The organism is Xanthomonas dyei, assembly GCF_002939865.1.
Lineage (GTDB): Bacteria > Pseudomonadota > Gammaproteobacteria > Xanthomonadales > Xanthomonadaceae > Xanthomonas > Xanthomonas dyei.
In genome coordinates, this window is sequence record NZ_MDEE01000024.1 from 62893 (window position 1) to 81901 (window position 19009).

Below are 19009 nucleotides of genomic sequence, written 5' to 3' on the forward strand. Positions count from 1 at the left end.
AGTAGATTTGTTTGCTGCTCTAAGCCGCGTCCGCGTACCACGTCGCCGTCAGGATCGGGTCGCCGCTGGCGTTGGCGGTCAGCGCGTCCAGACCGTGGTCGGGTAGGTCGGGGTGACGGTGGCGCGCCTGCTGCAGGATCTCGCGCGCCAGCACCGCCATCTGCGCCACGTTGGTGTGGATGCGTGCGGCAAATGCGTCGTCGTCCAGGGTGTCGTGCAAGGCGCCATTGAGCTCGTTGAACCAGCCGATCAGATACTGGTCCAGTAGACGGCCATCGCCGGTGGCGATGCCCTGTGCGGTGTTGTGCACGCCCCAGTCGTGCAGCACGCGCTGCATGGCCAGGTTCATGTCGCGCGCATAAAAGAAGTCGGCTTTCATGCGCGACAACAGGCTCAGGTCGGCGATGCGGCCGGAACAGAACAGCGGCGCCAGCAACGACCAGTAGTAGGTGTAATCCCAGATCACCTTGACCGGCATGACCTGCTCGTCGCCGAACAGCGCGTACTGATCCTGGTACAGGGTCAGGGTGTTTTCGTAGAACGAGAAATACAGCTGCTCATACAGCTCTGTGTATGGGCTGAGCGACCTGCCGGCGCGATCGCGGCCGATCAGTTCGCAGATATAGGTGTTGGAGATGGCGATGAAGTCGCTGCCCGGCGAATAGAACGGGTCCAGGAACACCCCCGCCTCGCCGGTGAGCGCCCAGCGCTGCGACGAGAACACCTGTTTGCAGCCATACGAAAAATTGCGCAGGAACAGAAAGTCCTGCAAGCGGTAGTCGGCCTTGTCCAATGAGGCGGCGACCTGCGGTTGATGCAGGCGCAGCCAGTCCATGGCCTTTTCGTGCATGTTCATGGTCTCCAGCGGGTGCATCTGCGCATCGCACACGATGCCCAACGAGTGCGCGCCGGACGACAGCGGGATCAGCCAGAACCAGTAACCCGGCCCGCACATGTGATTGGTGGAACGCCAGCGGTCCGGCGGCGTGCAGCGCTGCAGCCAGCTGCTGTCCTGCGACCAGCCGTTCGGGTCGATCAGGCCTTCCACGCGCCACCACACCGCATTGGCGTTGTGCGCGTTGTCCTGTGCCAGGCCCAGCTTGCGCTTGAGCAGGCCGGCGCGGCCACTGGCATCGACCACCCAGCGCGCGCTCAGCGTGCCCTGCTCGCCGGCATGCTCGTAGCGCACCGCGTGGTCGGCGGCGTCCTCGGACAGATCCACGCCCTTGACGCTGCAGTTGTCCAGGAACGCGATGCCCTGCGCGCGGGCGCGCTCACCGAGGAAATTTTCGAAGCGGCCACGGTCGATCTGCCACGACGGTGTCGGCAGGATCTCGCTGACGCCCAGCTCGGTGCAGCGGTCGATGTCGACGCGCTTGTCGGAGAAGAAAAAGCGGAAACCGAACTTGCGGATCTGCTCGGTCTCCAGATGCTCGCGTAGGCCCAGCACGTCGGCAAAATAATGCGCGCCGATCTCCACCGTGGATTCGCCCACCTTGAATGCCGCCTCGCGCACCGGGTGCGCACGGCGCTCCAGCACGGTGATCGCAAGCTCCGGATCGCGTTGCTTCAATTGCAGGGCCAGACTCAGACCGGCCAGACCACCACCGGTGATGACGACATCGCGACGCTGTGCATTCATGGGGATGGGTTGCTCTTGGTAGCCGCGGGCACAGTAGCAAATTCGCCGTCGGCATCGTCAATGATCACCGGGTTGGCGCGCACGTTGCGGTATTCGCGCCAGACGTGCCCGTAGGCCCACACCTGCTTGACCACGTGCGAGGTGATGTTCCACAGGTCGCGCACCAGCCGGAAATGGCTCTTGCGGAAGGTGCCCGGCGCGCTGCCCGCGTAGCGGGTTTCGATCGGCACCGCGACCACCCGTGCGCCGGCCTGGCGTGCGGCGGAAATCAGCAGCTGCGCTTCGAACACGAAGCCTTCGCCGGGCACGTTGGGCAGGGTAAACACCGAGGCCGGATACAGCCGTTGGCCGCTCTGGCTGTCCACCAGTCGAAAGCCGCAGCCCCAGGCGATACCCCAGTCGCCGAAGTCGTTGCCGATCCGGCGGATGGTGGGCTGGGTGGCGCGCTTGCGCATGCGCGCGCCGACGATCACACAGCCGGGGTGGCGGTTGGCCGCAGCCAGCAGGCGCGGGAAATCGGCGGCCTTGTGCTGGCCATCGCCGTCCATGCTCATCACCGCGCGCATGCCCATCTGCTGCGCCTGCGCAAAGCCGCTGCGCAATGCGGCGCCCTTGCCCATGCGCTGCGGATGGCGGATCAGGCGCACCGGCAGGTCGGCGATGCAATCGGCGGTGCCATCGTCGGACCCGTCGTCGATCACGATCACATGCGAGCAGTAGGTCAACGCATCGGTGACCACTTCGCGGATACGCAATGCCTCGTTCAAGGCCGGTACCAGAATCGCGGTGTCCTCGCGGGTCAGCGGCACCCGGCTCATCGCTGCAGCTCCACACGCAGCACTCGGCCAGGGCCGGCATACAGGGCGGCGCTGTCGCCGTGGCCGGCCAACAGCGCGAACAGCGGCAGCATCGGCGCCATCGCATTGGCGGCGCCATGGCGCGCCAACGCGCCGTCACCGGCAGACGGCGCGCCATCGTCCAGCCATGCTTGCAGCTGCGGCTTGCCGGCCTGGCCGGCGCTGCCCAGCACCAGCGCGCCACCGAGCAGGCCCTGGCTGGGCGCGATGCGGCCAAGCGGCCCCACCGAGCGTGCGTCGTACCCGGCCAGCAGCACCGCATCGACGCCGGCGGTGAGTTGCACCAGCGCTTCCAACAGACCCTGCGCAAAACTGGCGTCGCGGGCGCTGATCGCCGTGGCCGGCGTCATCGCACCGGCGCCGATGGTCCAGTAGCCGGCCGCGGCGTTGTGCACCGAGTTGTGGAATTTGGTCGGCGAGATCGCCAGCGGGTCGCTGGCTAGCGTGGTGCACATGTAATCGGTAATGGCCAGATCGCCGTGCGTGGAGGTGAACACCGACGGCAAGCTGGCCGGGTCGCGGCCGGCGGCGGCGCAGGCGGCCAGTGCGGCTTCCAGCGACACCGCCACCGTATCGGGCGCGCGGCGGCGTTCGTTGGCGGCTAGCAGCTGCGGCGCCGGACGTGCGGGCGTCTCCTGCAGCGGGCCGCCGTGCACGAACGCATGCGCAGCCTCCCAATTCGGCAGGCCCTGGGTCCAGAAGCCGATCCCTTCGATGGTGGCGGTCAGCATCAGCGTGCCCGCCCGAACAGCAGCGAACAGTTGTTGCCGCCAAAACCGAAGGAGTTGTTCATTGCGTAATCGATCCGGGAATGGGCGTTGTCGAAGCGGATCTGCGGGCCGCAGGCGGGGTCTGGCACGTCGCTGTTGAGCGTGCCCGGCAGCACGCCGTCGCGCAGCGCCAGCAAGGCGATCACCGATTCGACGATGCCGGCCGCGCCCAGGGTGTGGCCGGTCCAGGCCTTGGTCGAGCTGGCGTGCAAGGTGTCGGGAAAAATCGCCGCCACCGCTGCCGCTTCCACGCTGTCGTTGGCCGGCGTGGCGGTGCCATGCAGGTTCAGATAGCCCACCGCTGCCGCGTCCAGGCCGGCGCGTTCGAGCGCGCCGCGCATCGCCAGCTGCGCGCCCAGGCCCTGCGGATGCGGGGCGGACATGTGGTGCGCGTCGCTGGATTCGCCATAGCCGTACAGCCACAACGTCGCATCCGGGGCGGCGGCGGTGCGTTCGACCAGCGCAAAGCCACCGGCTTCGCCCAGGCTCAGGCCGACCCGGCGCGCGTCGAACGGCTGGCACGGTTCGGGCGCGACCACCTGCAGCGAGTTGAAGCCGAACAGCACGCTGCCGCACAAGGTGTCCACGCCGCCGACCAGGGCCGCGTCGATCACCCCGGCCTCGATCAGCCGCGCCGCCTGGGCAAACACCTTGGCGCTGGACGAACAGGCGGTGGCCACGGTCACGCTGGGGCCGCGCAGGCCGGTGGCGTGCTGGACGAAGTCGCCCAGCGAATGCGGGGTGTGCACGATGGGGCGGTCCAGATCGTCCGGAAACCGCGCGCCATCGGCGTCTTCAGCCAACCGCGTATAGGCCTCTTCGCTGGCACCGATGCTGGAGGTGGAGGTACCGATGATTACCGCCACGCGCTCGGCGCCGTAGCGCTGTGCGGCGGCCTGCACGGCGTCGGCCATGCCGTCCTGCTGCAGGGCCAGCCAGGCCAGCCGGTTGTTGCGGCAGTCCCAGCCTTGCAGCGCAGCGGGCAGGACCACCTCTTCCACGCCGTCGACGCGGCCGATCCAGCATGGCAGCGGTTGCGGTCCGAAATCGTTGTAACGCAGGCCGCTGCGGCGCGATTGCAGCGCGGCGGCCTGGGCCGCGAGCCCGGCGCCGAGCGCAGTGGTGGAGGTGTAGGCGGTGACGGCGACCGGGGCCATCTGGGACGAATGCTGCGCTTGGCTCACGATGGTCTGGCTGGCAAAAAGTGCTCGCAGTATATCGGTGGCGTGCGCCAGCCCCGTCGATGGCGCAACTGAACGCGCCGGTCATGTCGCTGACGTGGCTGGGATTTTTCGCAGCGGCCGCGCTTTCGCCGTCGCCGCAATTGGGACACAATCCTGCGACCCACCGCTCTACGAGCGCGATCACGCGCGCATGCACGCCTACGTCTATAAAAGCCAACGCAAGCAGGACACCTTCGTCTACCTCGCCACGCGTGACGACTTCTCCGGTCTTCCCGCTGCCGTGCACGCGCCGTTGGCGCCATTCGCATTCGTGCTGGAGGTGGCGTTGACGCCTGAGCGCCGCCTGGCGCAGGCCGATGTGGTGACCGTGCGCGAAGCGCTCGCCAAGCACGGCTTCTACCTGCAGCTGCCCAAGACGGTGGTGCTGGCGGGCGAGTGCGACTATGACTGAGCCGCAGCGTGCCGCGCGATTGCGCGCCGCAGCGCTGGCAGGTGCAGCCGGCGTGGTGTTGTCCCTGCTCGGCGGCCTTGGCGGCGCCGTTGCCGCAGTGAGCCTGTGGCTGGCGCAGCCGGCCTTTGCAGTTGCGGTGTCGTGGGCGCGTGGTACCCGCGCGCTGGCCACGCAGCCGCGTGCCATCGCACAGGCGCTGCCGCCGTTGCTGGCGATCTGGGGCGTGGGCCTGCTCGCCTTGGCAGCCTTGATCAGCTGGCCGCTGACCGCGCTGCGCGATAGCGGCAGTCTGGCCGCCGCCTTGGCCTTGAGCGTAGCCGTCAGCGCCGCTTTGTTGGGACTGTGGCGCACCTGGCCGTTATGGGGCGAAGTGGAACGCGACGGTGGCGCGCTGGCGCCACGCTGGCATGCGCTGGCCACGCAGGAGCTGCATGCCTGGCGCGGTCTGCTGGCCGCCGCGCTGGTGCTGGCGATATGCACCCTGGTGGTGGCGCTGGCCTGGCCGGGCTGGTTGTCCGGCGGTCTGCGCTGGGGCCTGGCGATTGCCGCTGCCGCGCTGCTGCCCGCCGCTCATCTGCTGTTGCAACGCACTGCCGCACCGGCGCGCAGCGATGCGCCGGTGGCCCGGCAGGCTGCCGATTTCTTCTCCGAAGCAGCCGCCGAACCGCGCCCGCTGGAGCCGGTCGCCCAGCATCAGCTGGTGCCCGAATTGTTCGAGGCCGCGCGTAGCGGCCGGGTGGATCGCGCGCTGCAATTGCTGGAGGCCGGCGCCGACCCGCAGGCGATGCCGCTGCCGGAATGGCGCGACCAACGCAGCCTGCCGGCGCTGGCGGCGGTGCTGCCGGATCTGCGCCTGTTGCGCGAACTGATCGTGCGCCGCGTGGACGTCAACCAACCGCATCGCGGCATGACACCGCTGCTGGCCGCCACCCGCGACAGCTGGCATGGCCGCCCGGATGCGGTGATGACCCTGCTGGCCAACGGTGCCGACCCGCGCTCCACCGACAACGACGGCAATACGCCGCTGCATCACGCAGTGCGCAGTTCCGACCCCGGCGTTGCCGCGTTGCTGCGCGATGCCGCCGCCGACCTGGACGCGCTCAACAACGAAGGTCATTCGCCGCTGGCGATGGCGTGCCAGGTCGGCAATTGGCGGCTGGCGAAATTTCTGCTGGAACGTGGCGCCCATTCCGAACCGGACGGCGGCGCGCCGGTGTTGCTGGCTGCCGCCGGTACCGAAGAAGACGACCCGGCCGGCGTGCAGCTGCTGCTCAAGCACAAGGCGCGCGTGGATGCGCGCGACCGCCAGCGGCGCAGTGCGCTGCACGAAGCCGCACTGGCCGGTCATGGCGACATCGTCGAGGCGCTGTTGTCGGCCGGCGCCAATCTGGAAGCGCGCGATCTGCTCGGCCGCACGCCGTGGCTGGACGCCGCGCGTCAGGCGCGCAGCGCGGTGCTCGAACGCCTGGTCGCGCGCAAGGCCGATGTGCTGGCCATCGACGGCGACGGCCGTAACGCGGTGATGCTGGCCTGCGCTGCCGACAGCGTGTCGCCGGCGCTGATCCGCCGCCTGCTCGATCTGCAGGTGCCGGCCGATAGCGTCGATGTGCATGGCCGTCGCGCCGTGGACGTGGCCGCCGAAGCCGGGCGTTGGGCGATCGTGCAATTGCTCGACCCCAACTATCCCTTGCCGGCCGCCGTCAGCGATGCGCAGGGCGACACCCCCGGCGTGGCGGTGCTGCCCGATCGCCCGCCGCTGGTGTTGCTGCGCGAAGGCCTGCAGTTCGGCCAACGCGATGGCCTGGACGCGCTGGCGCGGCTATGCGCCCCGGACGAACTCGGTGGCCTGCTGCACGACGCGCATCTGGCGCTCAACGCCGATGCGGTGGACTGGCTGCTGCGCCACGGCGCCGATGCCGAAGTGCGCGATGCCTGCGGCGACGTGCCGATGTTTGCGCTGCTCTCGCGTGGTGTGGAGGCGGTGCCGGCGCTGCAGGTGCTGCTGCGTCACGGCGTGTCGCCGGCCGGTGCAGGTGGCCTGACCCGGCTGCTCAGCGCCTGCGTGCAGCACGATGCGGCATCGCGCGGGCTGGAACAGTTCGCAGTGGAGTTGCTCGATCGCGGCGCCGACCCGTTTGCGCCGTCGGCTGCCGGCGACCCGCCGTTGTCGCTGGCCGTGCGGCTGGGCTGGCTGCGCCTGCAGCAGTGGTTGCTGGAACACGGCGTGGACCGCGAAGCGCGCGACAGCCACGGCATGACTGCGCTGCATCTGGCCACCGCGCTGGGCCGCGATGCGTCGCTGAAATTGCTGGTCAAGCAGGGCGCTTCGCCGGAAGCGCGCGCTGCAGACGGGCAGACCCCGCTGGGCGTGGCGTTGTCGATCGGCCGGCGCGATCTGGCCGACTGGCTGGACTGGCGGATCTGGTCGCTGCCACGCCGTACGCTGCGCGAAGCGGACGTGCCTGCGGCTGCGATGACTGGCGATACCGATGCGGTGCGACGCCTGATCGACCTCGGTCTGCCGGTGGATGCCGTCGATGCGCAAGGCTGCACCGCGCTGCTGCGTGCGGCCGGTGGCGGCCACCTGGGCGTGGTCGCGCATCTGCTCGGCCGCGGTGCCGACCCGCAGCGCGCAGCCAATAGCGGCGCCACGCCGTTGTCGGCGGCGGTGAGCATGCGCCAGACCGACATCGCCGCCGCGCTGTTGCAGGCCGGCGCGCAGATCGAACATCGCCTGCCCGGTGGCGTGACCGTGCTGATGCTGGCCTGCGCACTCGGCTTGCCGGATATCGTGGCGCGCTTGCTCGCCGCCGCAGCCGACGTGCACGCCACCGACGATCAGGGGTTGGCGCCGCTGCATTGCGCGGCGCTGTACGGTTTCACCGCGCGCGACATCACCCGCCTGCTGGCGTTGCTGGACACCTTGTTGCTGGCCGGCGCCGACCCGGACATGCTGGCCGGTGGGCGGGTCAGCCCGTTGCTGCTATTGCTGGGCGCGCGCGCCGAACCGGGCACCGCCTGCGACGAGAAGGTGGTGCTGGCCGGGGTCGAACGCCTACTCGACGAAGACGTCTCGCTGGACGTGGCCGATCAACGCGGCTTCGGCCCGCTGCATCTGGCCGCACTGCATGGCTTGCCGCTGCTGGTGCAGCGCCTGCTGCGCGCCGGTGCCGATGCCGACCGTCGCGATGCGCTCAACCGTACCCCGCGCGAGATCGCCATCATGCGCGGCTTCATCGATGTGGCCGGCCAGTTCGAACCGGCGCTGCCGGGCGTCTCTTCGATGGCGCGCTTCCTGCGCGAAGGCCGCTGAGCCAGCGCGGCGGCACACCGCTGCGGGTGCTGTTCGTGTGCAGCCGCAACCGGCTGCGCAGCCCCACCGCCGAGCGCGTGTTCGCCGACTGGCCGGGCGTGCAGACCCAATCGGCCGGGCTGGCCGCAGATGCCGAAGTGCAGGTCACGCCCGAGTTGCTGCACGCGTCCGACCTGGTACTGGTGATGGAGCGCCGCCACCTGCAGTTGCTGCGCAAACGCTTCGCCGCGCATCTGCGCCATTGCCGCGTGGTGTCGTTGCAGATTCCCGACGACTACGCGTACATGGATCCGGCACTGATCCATCGGCTGGAACACACGGTGCCACCGTTGCTGCGTCTTCCCACGTATTCGTAACCCGATCCCGACACCGCGCATGTAAGACTGCGGATTCTTTCGCTGGAAGGAAACGCCCCTACGATGAGCGTGCGTATCGAGGACCACGCCATGCTGGGCAATTGCCACAGCGCGGCCCTGGTCGACCACCGCGGCACCATCGACTGGCTGTGTCTGCCACGCTTCGATTCCGATGCGGTCTTCGCATCGCTGCTGGGCGACGAACAACACGGGCAATGGGCGCTGGCGCCAGCCGCCGATTTCCGCAGCGAACGCGCGTACGAAGACGACAGCCTGGTGTTGCGGACGCGGCTGACCACCGACAGCGGCACGGTGGAGCTGGTCGACTTCATGGTGGACAGCGAAGACGGCGAGGTGCATCAGCATCTGGTGCGCATCGTGCGCTGCGTGCAGGGCGAAGTTCCCATGCACATGCGCCTGACCTTCCGTTTCAACTACGGCCGCACCGTGCCGTGGGTGACGCGTATCGACGGTGGCATCCGCGCCATCGCCGGCCCCGACCAACTCGCGTTGCGCTCGCCGCAGGAACTGCATGGCGAAGACCTGGGCACCGAAGCCGACTTCACGTTGCGCGAAGGCCAAAGCACCTGGTTTCTGCTCAGCCATGGCGTCTCCCATCAGCCCACGCCGCCGGCGATCGACCCGGAACAGGCGCTGCAACGTACCGCCGCGTTCTGGCATGGCTGGGCACGTCGCTGCACCGATGTCGGCCCGTGGACTGCGCAGGTGCGTCGCTCGCTGGTGGTGTTGAAAGGGCTCAGCTATCTACCTACCGGCGGCATCGTGGCCGCGCCCACCGCCTCGTTGCCCGAGCATCTGGGCGGCACGCGCAACTGGGATTACCGCTACTGCTGGTTGCGCGATTCGGTGTTCACGCTGATCGCGTTGCTGCAAGCCGGCTATCGCGATGAAGCCGCGGCGTTTCGCGACTGGGTCCAGCGCACCATCGCCGGGTCGCCGGATCAGTTGCAGGCGCTGTACGGTATCGGCGGCGAGCGCCGTCTGCAGGAATGGGAAGCGCACTGGCTGCCCGGCTACGAAAATTCCGCCCCGGTGCGCATCGGCAACGGCGCGGTCGATCAATTTCAGCTCGATGTGTATGGCGAGTTGATTGGCGCCTTCCACTACGCACGCGAAAAAGGCGTGGCATCGCCTGCCGATGACGATGGGTCCTCGGCGTCCTTGCTGGAAAAGATTCTCGACACGCTGGAAACCCTGTGGCGCCAACCGGACGAAGGCATCTGGGAAATCCGCGACGAGCGCCGGCATTTTGTGCATTCCAAGGTGATGGCGTGGCTGGCATTCGATTGCGGCAGCCGCGATGGCATCACCAATGCCGATGCCGACAAGCGCGCGCACTGGGGCCGGCTCGCCGAAGAGATCCGCGCTGAAGTACTGGAAAAAGGCGTGCATCCGGATGGCCACTTCGTGCAGAGCTACGGCTCCGATCGCCTGGACGCATCGCTGTTGCTGATTCCCATCGTCGGCTTTCTGCCGCCGGACGATCCGCGCATTGCCGCCACCGCCGATGCGATCGCACGCGATCTGACCATCGATGGCCTGGTCGAACGCTACCGCGCCGACGACAGCGCCGATGGTCTGCCGGCCGGCGAGGGCACCTTCCTGGCCTGCAGTTTCTGGCTGGTGGAAAACTATGCATTGATCGGCCGCACCGAACAGGCGCGCGTGTTGCTGGAGCGTCTGCTCGGGCTGTGCAACGACGTGGGCCTGCTCGCAGAAGAATACGACCCGCGCAGCAAACGTATGCTTGGCAACTTCCCGCAAGGGTATTCCCACGTGGCCCTGGTCAATGCGGCATTGCGCCTGCATGGACGCATGGGCGAAAAGGAACAACATCCATGAACGAGCAACAGACCACACCGCCGTGCATCATCGTTGTGTTCGGCGCACGCGGCGACCTGACCAAGCGCCTGGTGATGCCGGCGCTGTACAACCTGCGCCGCGCCGGTGCGCTGGGCGAGGAATTCGCCATCGTCGGCATGGACCATGGCGACATCAGCGAACGCGCGTGGCGCGGCAACATGGGGCAGTCGATGACGCAGCTGCTGAGCAGCCGCGACGCTGAATTCCAGACCGACGAATTCGACACCGACACCTGGGACTGGCTGCGCGAGCGCATGCATTACCTGCGCGGCGACTTTACCGACCTGGGCGCGTATCAAGCGCTGGGCGGCGTGCTGGAGAAACTGCACAAGCGCTACGGCACGCAGGGCAATGTGCTGTTCTACCTCGCCACCGCCGCGCGCTTTTTCGAGCCGGTGTTGTTGAATCTTGGCGAAGCCGGCCTGGTCAAGCAGCACGAAAATCAGGGCTGGCGTCGCGTCATCGTGGAAAAACCGTTCGGCCACGATCTGCCCAGCGCCAAGCATCTCAATGCCACCGTGGCCAAGGTGCTGCATGAGGATCAGGTGTTCCGCATCGATCATTTCCTGGGCAAGGAGACCGTGCAGAACATTCTTGCCTTCCGTTTTGCCAACGGGTTGTTCGAGCCGGTGTGGAACCGCGACCGCATCGATCATGTGCAGATCACTGCTGCCGAAACCATCGGCGTGGAAGGGCGCGGGCGCTTCTACGACCCCACCGGCTGCTTGCGCGACATGGTGCCCAATCACCTGTTCCAGTTGCTGGCGATGATTGCGATGGAACCGCCGGCCGCATTCACCACCGAGGCGATGCATCGCCGCCGCGCCGAAGTGATCGAAGCCGTGCGTCCGATCAAGCCGGAAGACGTGGTGCGTGGCCAATACGCGTCCGGCGCGGTCAATCGCAGCGCCGTGCCCGGCTATCGCGAAGAAGACACCGTGCCGGACGACTCGGAAACCGAAACCTATGTGGCGATGAAGCTGCAGGTCGACACCTGGCGCTGGGCCGGTGTGCCGTTTTATTTGCGCACCGGCAAACGCTTGCGCGAGCGCACCACCGAAATCGCCATCCGCTTCAAACCCGCGCCGCTGGCGCCGTTTCGCAGCACCGAAGTGGGCGGCTACGGCCCCGACTGGCTGGTGCTGCATATTCAACCTGATGAAGGCATTTCGCTGCAGTTCGATGTCAAGCGCCCGGGCGCGCAAGTGGCGCTGGCGCCGGTGCGCATGGACTTCCGCTACCGCGACTGGTTCCCCAAGGAATACACCGTGGGCTATGAGCGCCTGCTGCAGGACTGCATGAACGGCGAAGCCGGTTTGTTCCAGGACGCGGCGATGGTGGAAGGCGCCTGGCGCATCGTGCAGCCGATCCTCGATGCCTGGAAACAACCGGCCAGCGACTTCCCGAACTACGCCGCCGGCAGCGCCGGCCCCTCGGCCGCCGACGCGCTACTGGCCATGAACGGCGGACACGCCTGGCGCGCACTCACCCCAGGCCGCAAACCGCCGCCGCGCCGTCCGCCGGAAGTGCGTGCGGGTGCTGCGGCACCGGTGAAGAAAGCCGCCAAGAAAGTTGCAAAGAAGGTAGGCAAGGCGCCAGCCAGGCGTACGCCGGCGGTGGCTGCTGCATCTACTGAAGGTGCAGCAGCCGCGAGCCGGAAGGTCGCCAAAAAGGCAGTCGTCAAACGCGCGAGCAAACAAGTTGCAAAAGTTGCCGCAAAGACCTTGAGCAAATCAGCAGTCGGCAAGGTGGCAGCGAAGAAGTCAGCTAGCAAAATGGCAAATGCACGCAAGCCGCGCAGCTAATCCGCACGCGTCAGCCATTGTCATAATGGTTGACGCATTTTCCTGGCTTCCGATGAAGTGCGCTGTTTGCCGCTTCACGATACTCGTCTTCTACCTATCTCACGCCATGTCATTGCAACGCCTGATTAGTCCTAACTTTCAGCCATAAAACCTGCTCGGCATGCGCATAACCGGCCCGGACAGGCCTTGCAATGCGTCACCGGCGTGGCGAATCGCGGCAGCATTTCGCGCAGGCGGAACCGGTGGTTGAAACGGCAGGCGGCCTCGGCCAGACGGCGTCTGGCATATTGGCCTTGCGCGACGTGACAGGCGCCCCTCCTGGCATGCTTGATATTGCGAAGCACCATATGGATCCACAGAGCGCCTGACCCGCCTGAAGTCGCTAGGAATTGACAAAATCGGTTGTCACCCTGGGGGCCTTCGTCTATTATCGCCGCTTGTGCTGACAAGGATTGTCGTATGCGATACGTGTGTATCCCGTTTTTCGCACTGCCTCTCTCAGGGATAATGCAGAGCATTGCCCATGCGGCCAGCATGCGCCGCGAGGAAATTGATCGCACCAGATCAGCCCGATGGACGGCCGTATGAATGTTGCCGTCTGCAGCATTTGACTCGATTGGATTGATTGACTTTTTGCAAGGACGCGCAATGACCATGCCGCACCGTAACCAGAAAGAGACTGGCTCCACGCACTTCGTGCTTCTCATGGCGATACTCTGCCTTTTCTTGTTTTCCCCGCTCGTCTCTGCTCAAGAAAAGAAGCAGCAATTCCTGGTGCGCGATGCGGATGGAGCATCCCACGGCGTCTATGACACCCAAGCGGAGGCAGAGGCCGCGATCAAGGCGATCCCTGGGCCGCAGTACGCGAAGGATGCTTATCAGTACGTCGACACTATCAAGAACCAGATAGTCAGGGAAGACGGAAAGATGCTGATCACCTACTGGATGGGACGCCAGAAGGCGAAGGACGAAAATTGGACCTACGTTACCGCCTTGAGTACGGCGAAGATTCCTTCTGAAGAAGAAGCCGTTGCGGTGTTAGTCCAGAAGTTGACGGAACAGGTGCCCCAGTGTGGAAGCTCGTCCGTTACCCCACAAGGCGGATGGGGTTCGGGCGCAGGCCCATATCCAGAGTACGACCTTGGTATGGAGACTCAGTCCAGGTATTACACCGCGCATACATTTCTTGCTGATTGTAGCGATACCTATAACTTCGATATGTACATGACCCGAACAAAGCGGTCAGACTGTCCCAAGCCCTATACCAACTGGTTTATCAGCGAACAAGCCTGCGCAAACAAGGCGATCTTAGCGACCATCGAAGTTACCGCGCCGCAGTGCGAGGGTCAGCCAGGCGGCAGCAACTCCGGCATGGTCGGCAATCCCTGCGACGTCAAGACCGGCGAAAAATTCCAGACCGAGCGCGATTTCGATCTGGGCTGGCTCGCCCTGACGCGTTACTACCATTCGGGCATTGCACTGAACGCTGGAGGGTTTGGGCCAGGCTGGACCTTCTCGCACAGCCTGCATCTGACGGTCCAGGGCGATACGTTGGGCCTGGTGGAGGGCAGCGGTTACGCCGTGCCTTTCCGCAAAGTGGGCTTGGATTATCGCGCGGTCAATGCCTCCGGCGAGCGCATCATCGCCAATGGCGATCAATGGGTACTGCATCGCCAGGATGCCATCTACACCTTCGACGCCCAGGGAAAGCTGATCTCGCGCATGGCAGAGGACGGCAGCGTGCTGGTGTATGCCTACAGCGCACGTGGACGGCTGCAGAGCATTGCCTCGCTGCAGGGCCGCTCCATCGAACTGGTGTACGCCGACGACAGCCACGACGCGCTGATCACTGGCGTCGTCTCCGGCGGCGTACAGCTCGCCAGCTACGGCTACGATCAACAACGCTTGGTCACCGTGACCTATGCCGGTGGCAATGGGCGGACCTATCACTACGAGGACACGCGCTTTCCTCGGCACCTGACCGGCGTCACCACGGAAGACGGCCAGCGCTTCAGTACTTTCGCCTATGACGATGCCGGCCGCGCAATCTCCAGTCAGCATGCCGGCGGCATCGATGGCGTCATGCTCGCATATTCGTCCACCGGCACCGCCGTCACCGATGCCCTGGACAACACGGTCGATTACACGATGACCACCGCGGGCGGCGAATCTCCAAAGGTCGCATCCGTGGCAGGGAGCGACGGCACGATGAGCTACGCCTATTACGATCAGGCGACCGACTATCGCAGGAGGCTCAGCGCTGTGACCGACAAGCGTGGGGTGCAGACCAAGCATAGCTATTCCGAGCTGACCGAGAATGGCGTGGATATCAATGTCCACACAGTCCAGGAAGCGTTTGGACTTCCACAAGAACGTGCGACCACGACCCGGACGACCGCCGGCTCCAACCGGGTGCTCTCGATCCAAAGCGCTGGACGCACCATTTCCTATACCCGCAACGAGCGACTTCAGCCGATTCAAGTGTCGATCACTGGCGCAACGTCCAGTGAGAGGCGCGATGTGGCTTACAGCTACTGCGAGGCATCCGATGTCGCCGCAGTAGATAGCACCTGCCCGGTCCCGGGCTATCTGAAGTCCATCGATGGCCCGCGCACCGATATCGACGACCTTACGACCTACAACTACTACCCCATCGATGCCGCCGGGTGCGATACGGGCACTGGACCGTGCCTGTATCGCAAGGGCGACCTCAAGCAGACCATCAATGCCCGCGGCCAGATCCGCGAGAACCTGAGCTATGACGCAGCGGGGCGCGTTCTTTCTGCCGTTGACGAGAACGGGGTACTGACCGATTACAGCTACCACCCGCGCGGCTGGTTGGCATCGACCACGGTGCATGGCGATACTTCCGTGCAGAATCGCGTCACCACGTTCGAGTATTGGCCTACCGGCTTGGTCAAGCGCATCACCCAGCCCGATGGCAGCTACGCCACGTTTGTCTACGACCAGGCCCAACGCCTCACCGATGTCACCGATACGCTGGGCAATACCCTCCATTACATGCTTGATAAGGCTGGCAATCGTCTAGAGGAGCAGACCAAAGATGCACAAGGCGTGCTCAAGCGCAGCTTGAGCCGTATCTACAATCAATTGGGCCAACTGGAAACGCAGGCGGACGCGGCCGCAAATCCTACCGACTACGCCTACGATGCAAACGGCAACCTGCGCTTGATCACCGACGCATTTGGCCGTAGCACCCTGCAAGAGCATGATCCGCTCGGCCGGCTTGCGCGCACGTTGCAGGATGTCGATGGCATCAAGGCCGAAACCAATGTGGGTTACGACACGCAGGATCGCCCGCTGCAGGTCAAGGACCCCAAACGTCTGGACACGCGCTACACGTACAACGGGTTAGGCGACATCCTGAAACTGACCAGCCCGGATACCGGCGTCACTAGCTATACCTACGACAGCGCGGGCAACCTCGCCACGCAGACCGATGCGCGTGGCGTCACCTCCACCTACGCCTACGATGCACTCAACCGCGTCTTGAGCATCCGCTACCCAACCGCCGCCTTCAATGTTAGCTACACCTATGACGTCACGCAGAGCGTGTGCGCCAGCGGTGAGACTTTTACAGTGGGGCGTTTGGCCAAGCTCCAGGATGGCAGCGGTACCACCCAATACTGCTACAACCGCTTCGGCGAGGTGGTGCGCAAGGTGCAAACGGTCAACGGCAAGGTGTTGGTGTTGCGTTACGACTACACGCCTGGCGGCCGCCTGCAGTCGATGGTCTACCCGGACGGCACTACGGTCGATTATGTCAGCAACGCGCAAGGCCAGACGACCGAGGTTGGGGTGACGGCACAAGGCGGCAGCCGCCAACGTCTGTTGAGCGGAGCGACCTACTACCCGTTCGGCCCATCTTCCGGCTGGACCTATGGCAATGGCCGCAAGTTGGCACGCATGTACGATCAGGACTACCGGCCGCAGAGCATCCAGGACACCCGCACCGGAGGGCTGGAAATCGGCTTCGACTTTGACGCCGTTGGCGACCTTACTGCCTTGACCCCCGCAGGCAACCCGACGCCAGAGCTACGACTGGACTACGACGCCCTCGGTCGGCTCACAGCGCTGAAGGACGGCGCCGCCAATACCGTGATCGATGGCTACAGCTACGATGCCACCGGCAATCGCCTGAGTGCGAAGGTCGGCGGCGCCATGCAGACCTACACATATCCAACCACTAACCATCGTTTGAGTGAGGTTGCCGGCGTGGCGCGTACCTACGACAAGTTGGGCAACACCCTCACCATCGGCGGTAAGGCACGCGAGTACTTGTACGACACCACCGGCCGAATGACTCTGGTCAAACGCGCAGGCGCTGCGGTCATGAATTACCGCTACAACGGCCGCGGCGAGCAGGTACGCCGTTACCTAGGCACCAACAACACCTATACGCTTTACGACGAGGCCGGCCACTGGCTCGGTGACTACGACACCAACGGCGTACCCAAGCAGCAAGCGATCTGGCTGGACGATCTGCCGGTTGGTCTGCTGGCCAACGGTGGTCAACTGCACTACATCGAACCCGACCACCTCGGCAGCCCCCGTGTGGTCGTCGATGCTGTCCGCGACGTTGCTGTGTGGAACTGGAGCCTGAAGGGCGAAGCGTTCGGCAACACCGCACCCAACCAGGATCCGGATGGAGATGGCACCGCGATGGTGGTCGACATACGCTTCCCAGGGCAGCGATTTGATGCGGCCAGCGGGTTCAATCAGAACTACTTCCGTGACTACGATGCGGCTACTGGGCGGTATGGGCAGAGTGATCCGATTGGATTAAAAGGAGGTGTGAATAGCTACTCATATGCAAATGGTCGCCCGTTCCTTTCGCTTGACCCATTCGGTCTGCGTCCTCCACTCGATCAAGAATCGTCTTTTGTAAGTAGCCTTTTCGGTGGTGGATTCGATACGGTTTCACTAGATATTCAACAAACATCGGGAAGTCGCGCTTCATCCCTCCGCGGTAGCAATGTTAAGTTGCCCCGCAGCTTGTTCATTGATGGTGATATAAATAAAGGTATTGATCTCAATAAAAGCGAGGCGCGTTCAACTCTTGCCCATGAAGTCTTTCATGTGTGGCAGCGTCGTCGGGGTGCAAAAGTGACCTCGCGCCTAATACTTCCTCAGGTAGGTTATACACTTGGTTTAGGGAGCCCCTATGACTATGCCAGTCCTTCTAATGCTGAACAGGCTTCTCAGTACTTCAACGCTCTCTTTGGAGCTGGCAAGTACGAGGCTCAGGCACAATTATGGGAAGATTCATACATTGCTAGCGACTCAACCAGCTTGGCTGGGGAAATTTGGAATGCTTTGCAAAGTGAGGTTCAAAATGGCTGCCTGGAACAATGATTACTAAAAACTCAAATTTATCAATTATTTTATTGATGAGCCTAGCCGCTTGTGCGGCTCCTGGTCATGGCGTAAAAGCTAAAAAAATAAAGGAAGTTGGTGATGATCTGGTCCGCTCAATCGAATCCTATCGAACTGAGAAAGATGCTTATCCAAGATCAATTGATGATCTAGAGGGCTATCCCCAGATTTTATCTGCTGCTAATTCTGCTAATGTCAAATTATTTTTCGTTTCGAATAGTCCTGAGTACTACGAGTTAATAATTAAATATTTTGGGCCAGGAAGTAATTTATGTGTTCATCGATCCACAGACGATGCGGGGATTTGGAGCTGCACTGGTGCATACTGATAAATGTTACTGCGGTGGGTAGGTTTACTGTGCCTAGGCACCACCAACACCGAAGCAATCTATAAAGCATTGAATTCGTGTGCTAAGTGATTATTGTGCGCTACTGCATTACGGAGCAAGCTTCATTCCGCAAGCTGTGGCATAAGTGACAATAATCAGGATTATGGTTGCAATATGCAGTCGATATTACCGCAAAAATATTTGAAGTAATTGCCTGTCGAAATTGTTTTGCAGCTCCGCTTTAATAAAAATCCTGGATTCTCGGAGCGTATAACCACTTACCCTGTAGCTGCAGAAATTATATCTCCTCTGAATCAATATTATGAGTTGGTGCGACTATGTAATTCGGAAAATATTTTATTTAATAAATTCTGCGCAGCGTACAGCAAAAAATAGGATCATGTTCACTTAATTGGTGGCACCATTTTGCGCGCTCTGCCGGCTTACTCCACCCCAAAGACGGTATCAATCCACTGTGATCGATGGCTACAGCTACGATGCCACCGGCAATCGCCTGAGTGCGAAGGTGGGCGGCGCCATGCAGGCCTACACCTACCCAACCACCAACCATCGCCTGAGTGCGGTCGCCGGCATGGCGCGCACCTACGACAAGATGGGCAATACCCTCACCATCGGCGGCAAGGCACGGGAGTACCTGTACGACACCACCGGCCGAATGAGTCTGGTCAAGCGGGCAGGTGTTGCTGTCATGAACTACCGCTACAACGGCCGCGGCGAGCAGGTACGCCGTTACCTAGGCACCAACAATACCTACACGCTCTACGATGAGGCGGGCCACTGGCTGGGCGACTACGACACTAACGGCGTAGCCAGCCAACAAGCGATCTGGCTGGACGACTTGCCGGTAGGCCTGCTGGCCAACGGCGGTCAACTGCACTACGTCGAACCCGATCACCTCGGCAGCCCCCGTGTAATGACCCACTGAAACTCTGCTCAGGTGTTAGTTTTCAGAGGAGACATCGATGAGTGCAGTGATGGACGAAGAACAGATCAAGCGCTG

11 protein-coding genes and 1 pseudogene are annotated in these 19009 nt (G+C 63.6%); 8 read left to right on the forward strand and 4 right to left on the reverse strand.

Features of this window, described 5'->3' with window-relative positions:
• Positions 1–19 precede the first annotated feature (19 nt).
• From XdyCFBP7245_RS15530 to XdyCFBP7245_RS15545, 4 genes are read right to left on the reverse strand one after another with little or no spacing between them, the layout of a single operon-like run.
• The gene (locus XdyCFBP7245_RS15530) at positions 20–1642 is read right to left on the reverse strand and encodes an NAD(P)/FAD-dependent oxidoreductase (protein ID WP_104616456.1); all 1623 of its coding nucleotides are present in this window, start codon (positions 1640–1642) and stop codon (positions 20–22) included.
• Complete coding sequence (locus XdyCFBP7245_RS15535; RefSeq protein WP_104616457.1) at positions 1639–2460, reverse strand: glycosyltransferase family 2 protein; 822 nt, start codon at positions 2458–2460, stop codon at positions 1639–1641. The genes XdyCFBP7245_RS15530 and XdyCFBP7245_RS15535 overlap by 4 nt, the downstream gene beginning before the upstream one ends.
• Positions 2457–3230: a beta-ketoacyl synthase chain length factor gene (locus XdyCFBP7245_RS15540; protein WP_104616458.1), complete on the reverse strand. Its 774-nt coding sequence runs from the start codon at positions 3228–3230 to the stop codon at positions 2457–2459. The genes XdyCFBP7245_RS15535 and XdyCFBP7245_RS15540 overlap by 4 nt, the downstream gene beginning before the upstream one ends.
• The gene (locus XdyCFBP7245_RS15545; RefSeq protein WP_104616459.1) at positions 3230–4426 is read right to left on the reverse strand and encodes a beta-ketoacyl-[acyl-carrier-protein] synthase family protein; all 1197 of its coding nucleotides are present in this window, start codon (positions 4424–4426) and stop codon (positions 3230–3232) included. The genes XdyCFBP7245_RS15540 and XdyCFBP7245_RS15545 overlap by 1 nt, the downstream gene beginning before the upstream one ends.
• 217 nt (positions 4427–4643) lie before the next feature.
• On the opposite strand from XdyCFBP7245_RS15545, the gene XdyCFBP7245_RS15550 reads away from it, so the two are divergent.
• From XdyCFBP7245_RS15550 to XdyCFBP7245_RS15580, 8 genes and pseudogenes are all read left to right on the forward strand, one after another.
• Positions 4644–4904: a YcgL domain-containing protein gene (locus XdyCFBP7245_RS15550; protein ID WP_104616460.1), complete on the forward strand. Its 261-nt coding sequence runs from the start codon at positions 4644–4646 to the stop codon at positions 4902–4904.
• Positions 4897–8217: an ankyrin repeat domain-containing protein gene (locus XdyCFBP7245_RS15555; protein WP_104616461.1), complete on the forward strand. Its 3321-nt coding sequence runs from the start codon at positions 4897–4899 to the stop codon at positions 8215–8217. The genes XdyCFBP7245_RS15550 and XdyCFBP7245_RS15555 overlap by 8 nt, the downstream gene beginning before the upstream one ends.
• A gap of 26 nt (positions 8218–8243) precedes the next feature.
• The gene (locus tag XdyCFBP7245_RS15560) at positions 8244–8573 is read left to right on the forward strand and encodes a low molecular weight protein tyrosine phosphatase family protein (protein WP_104616462.1); all 330 of its coding nucleotides are present in this window, start codon (positions 8244–8246) and stop codon (positions 8571–8573) included.
• A gap of 63 nt (positions 8574–8636) precedes the next feature.
• Positions 8637–10436: a glycoside hydrolase family 15 protein gene (locus XdyCFBP7245_RS15565; protein WP_104616463.1), complete on the forward strand. Its 1800-nt coding sequence runs from the start codon at positions 8637–8639 to the stop codon at positions 10434–10436.
• Positions 10433–12262 (forward strand): glucose-6-phosphate dehydrogenase, encoded by a 1830-nt coding sequence (gene zwf / locus XdyCFBP7245_RS15570; RefSeq protein ID WP_104616464.1) that lies wholly within the window; start codon positions 10433–10435, stop codon positions 12260–12262. Before XdyCFBP7245_RS15565 ends, zwf begins: the two co-directional genes overlap by 4 nt.
• Before the next feature lie 588 nt (positions 12263–12850).
• Positions 12851–17638 carry an RHS repeat-associated core domain-containing protein gene (locus XdyCFBP7245_RS24525; RefSeq protein ID WP_244907830.1) on the forward strand — a complete coding sequence of 1596 codons (4788 nt, stop codon included), beginning with the start codon at positions 12851–12853 and terminating at the stop codon, positions 17636–17638.
• Entirely contained in the window at positions 17635–17988 is a 354-nt protein-coding gene (locus XdyCFBP7245_RS23810; protein WP_146091682.1) for a hypothetical protein, read from the forward strand. The genes XdyCFBP7245_RS24525 and XdyCFBP7245_RS23810 overlap by 4 nt, the downstream gene beginning before the upstream one ends.
• A 433-nt stretch (positions 17989–18421) precedes the next feature.
• Positions 18422–18925: pseudogene (locus XdyCFBP7245_RS15580) on the forward strand (hypothetical protein); the annotation flags it as partial.
• Positions 18926–19009 lie beyond the last annotated feature (84 nt).

What these genes read in the sequence shown, in the direction of transcription:
- XdyCFBP7245_RS15550 (WP_104616460.1), top strand. Translation starts at nt 4,644, where the DNA reads ATGCACGCCTACGTCTATAAAAGCCAACGCAAGCAGGACACCTTCGTC.
- XdyCFBP7245_RS15545 (WP_104616459.1), bottom strand. Translation starts at nt 4,426, where the DNA reads ATGGCCCCGGTCGCCGTCACCGCCTACACCTCCACCACTGCGCTCGGC.
- zwf (WP_104616464.1), top strand. Translation starts at nt 10,433, where the DNA reads ATGAACGAGCAACAGACCACACCGCCGTGCATCATCGTTGTGTTCGGC.
- XdyCFBP7245_RS15555 (WP_104616461.1), top strand. Translation starts at nt 4,897, where the DNA reads ATGACTGAGCCGCAGCGTGCCGCGCGATTGCGCGCCGCAGCGCTGGCA.
- XdyCFBP7245_RS15535 (WP_104616457.1), bottom strand. Translation starts at nt 2,460, where the DNA reads ATGAGCCGGGTGCCGCTGACCCGCGAGGACACCGCGATTCTGGTACCG.
- XdyCFBP7245_RS15565 (WP_104616463.1), top strand. Translation starts at nt 8,637, where the DNA reads ATGAGCGTGCGTATCGAGGACCACGCCATGCTGGGCAATTGCCACAGC.
- XdyCFBP7245_RS24525 (WP_244907830.1), top strand. Translation starts at nt 12,851, where the DNA reads ATGTTGCCGTCTGCAGCATTTGACTCGATTGGATTGATTGACTTTTTG.
- XdyCFBP7245_RS15530 (WP_104616456.1), bottom strand. Translation starts at nt 1,642, where the DNA reads ATGAATGCACAGCGTCGCGATGTCGTCATCACCGGTGGTGGTCTGGCC.
- XdyCFBP7245_RS15540 (WP_104616458.1), bottom strand. Translation starts at nt 3,230, where the DNA reads ATGCTGACCGCCACCATCGAAGGGATCGGCTTCTGGACCCAGGGCCTG.
- XdyCFBP7245_RS23810 (WP_146091682.1), top strand. Translation starts at nt 17,635, where the DNA reads ATGATTACTAAAAACTCAAATTTATCAATTATTTTATTGATGAGCCTA.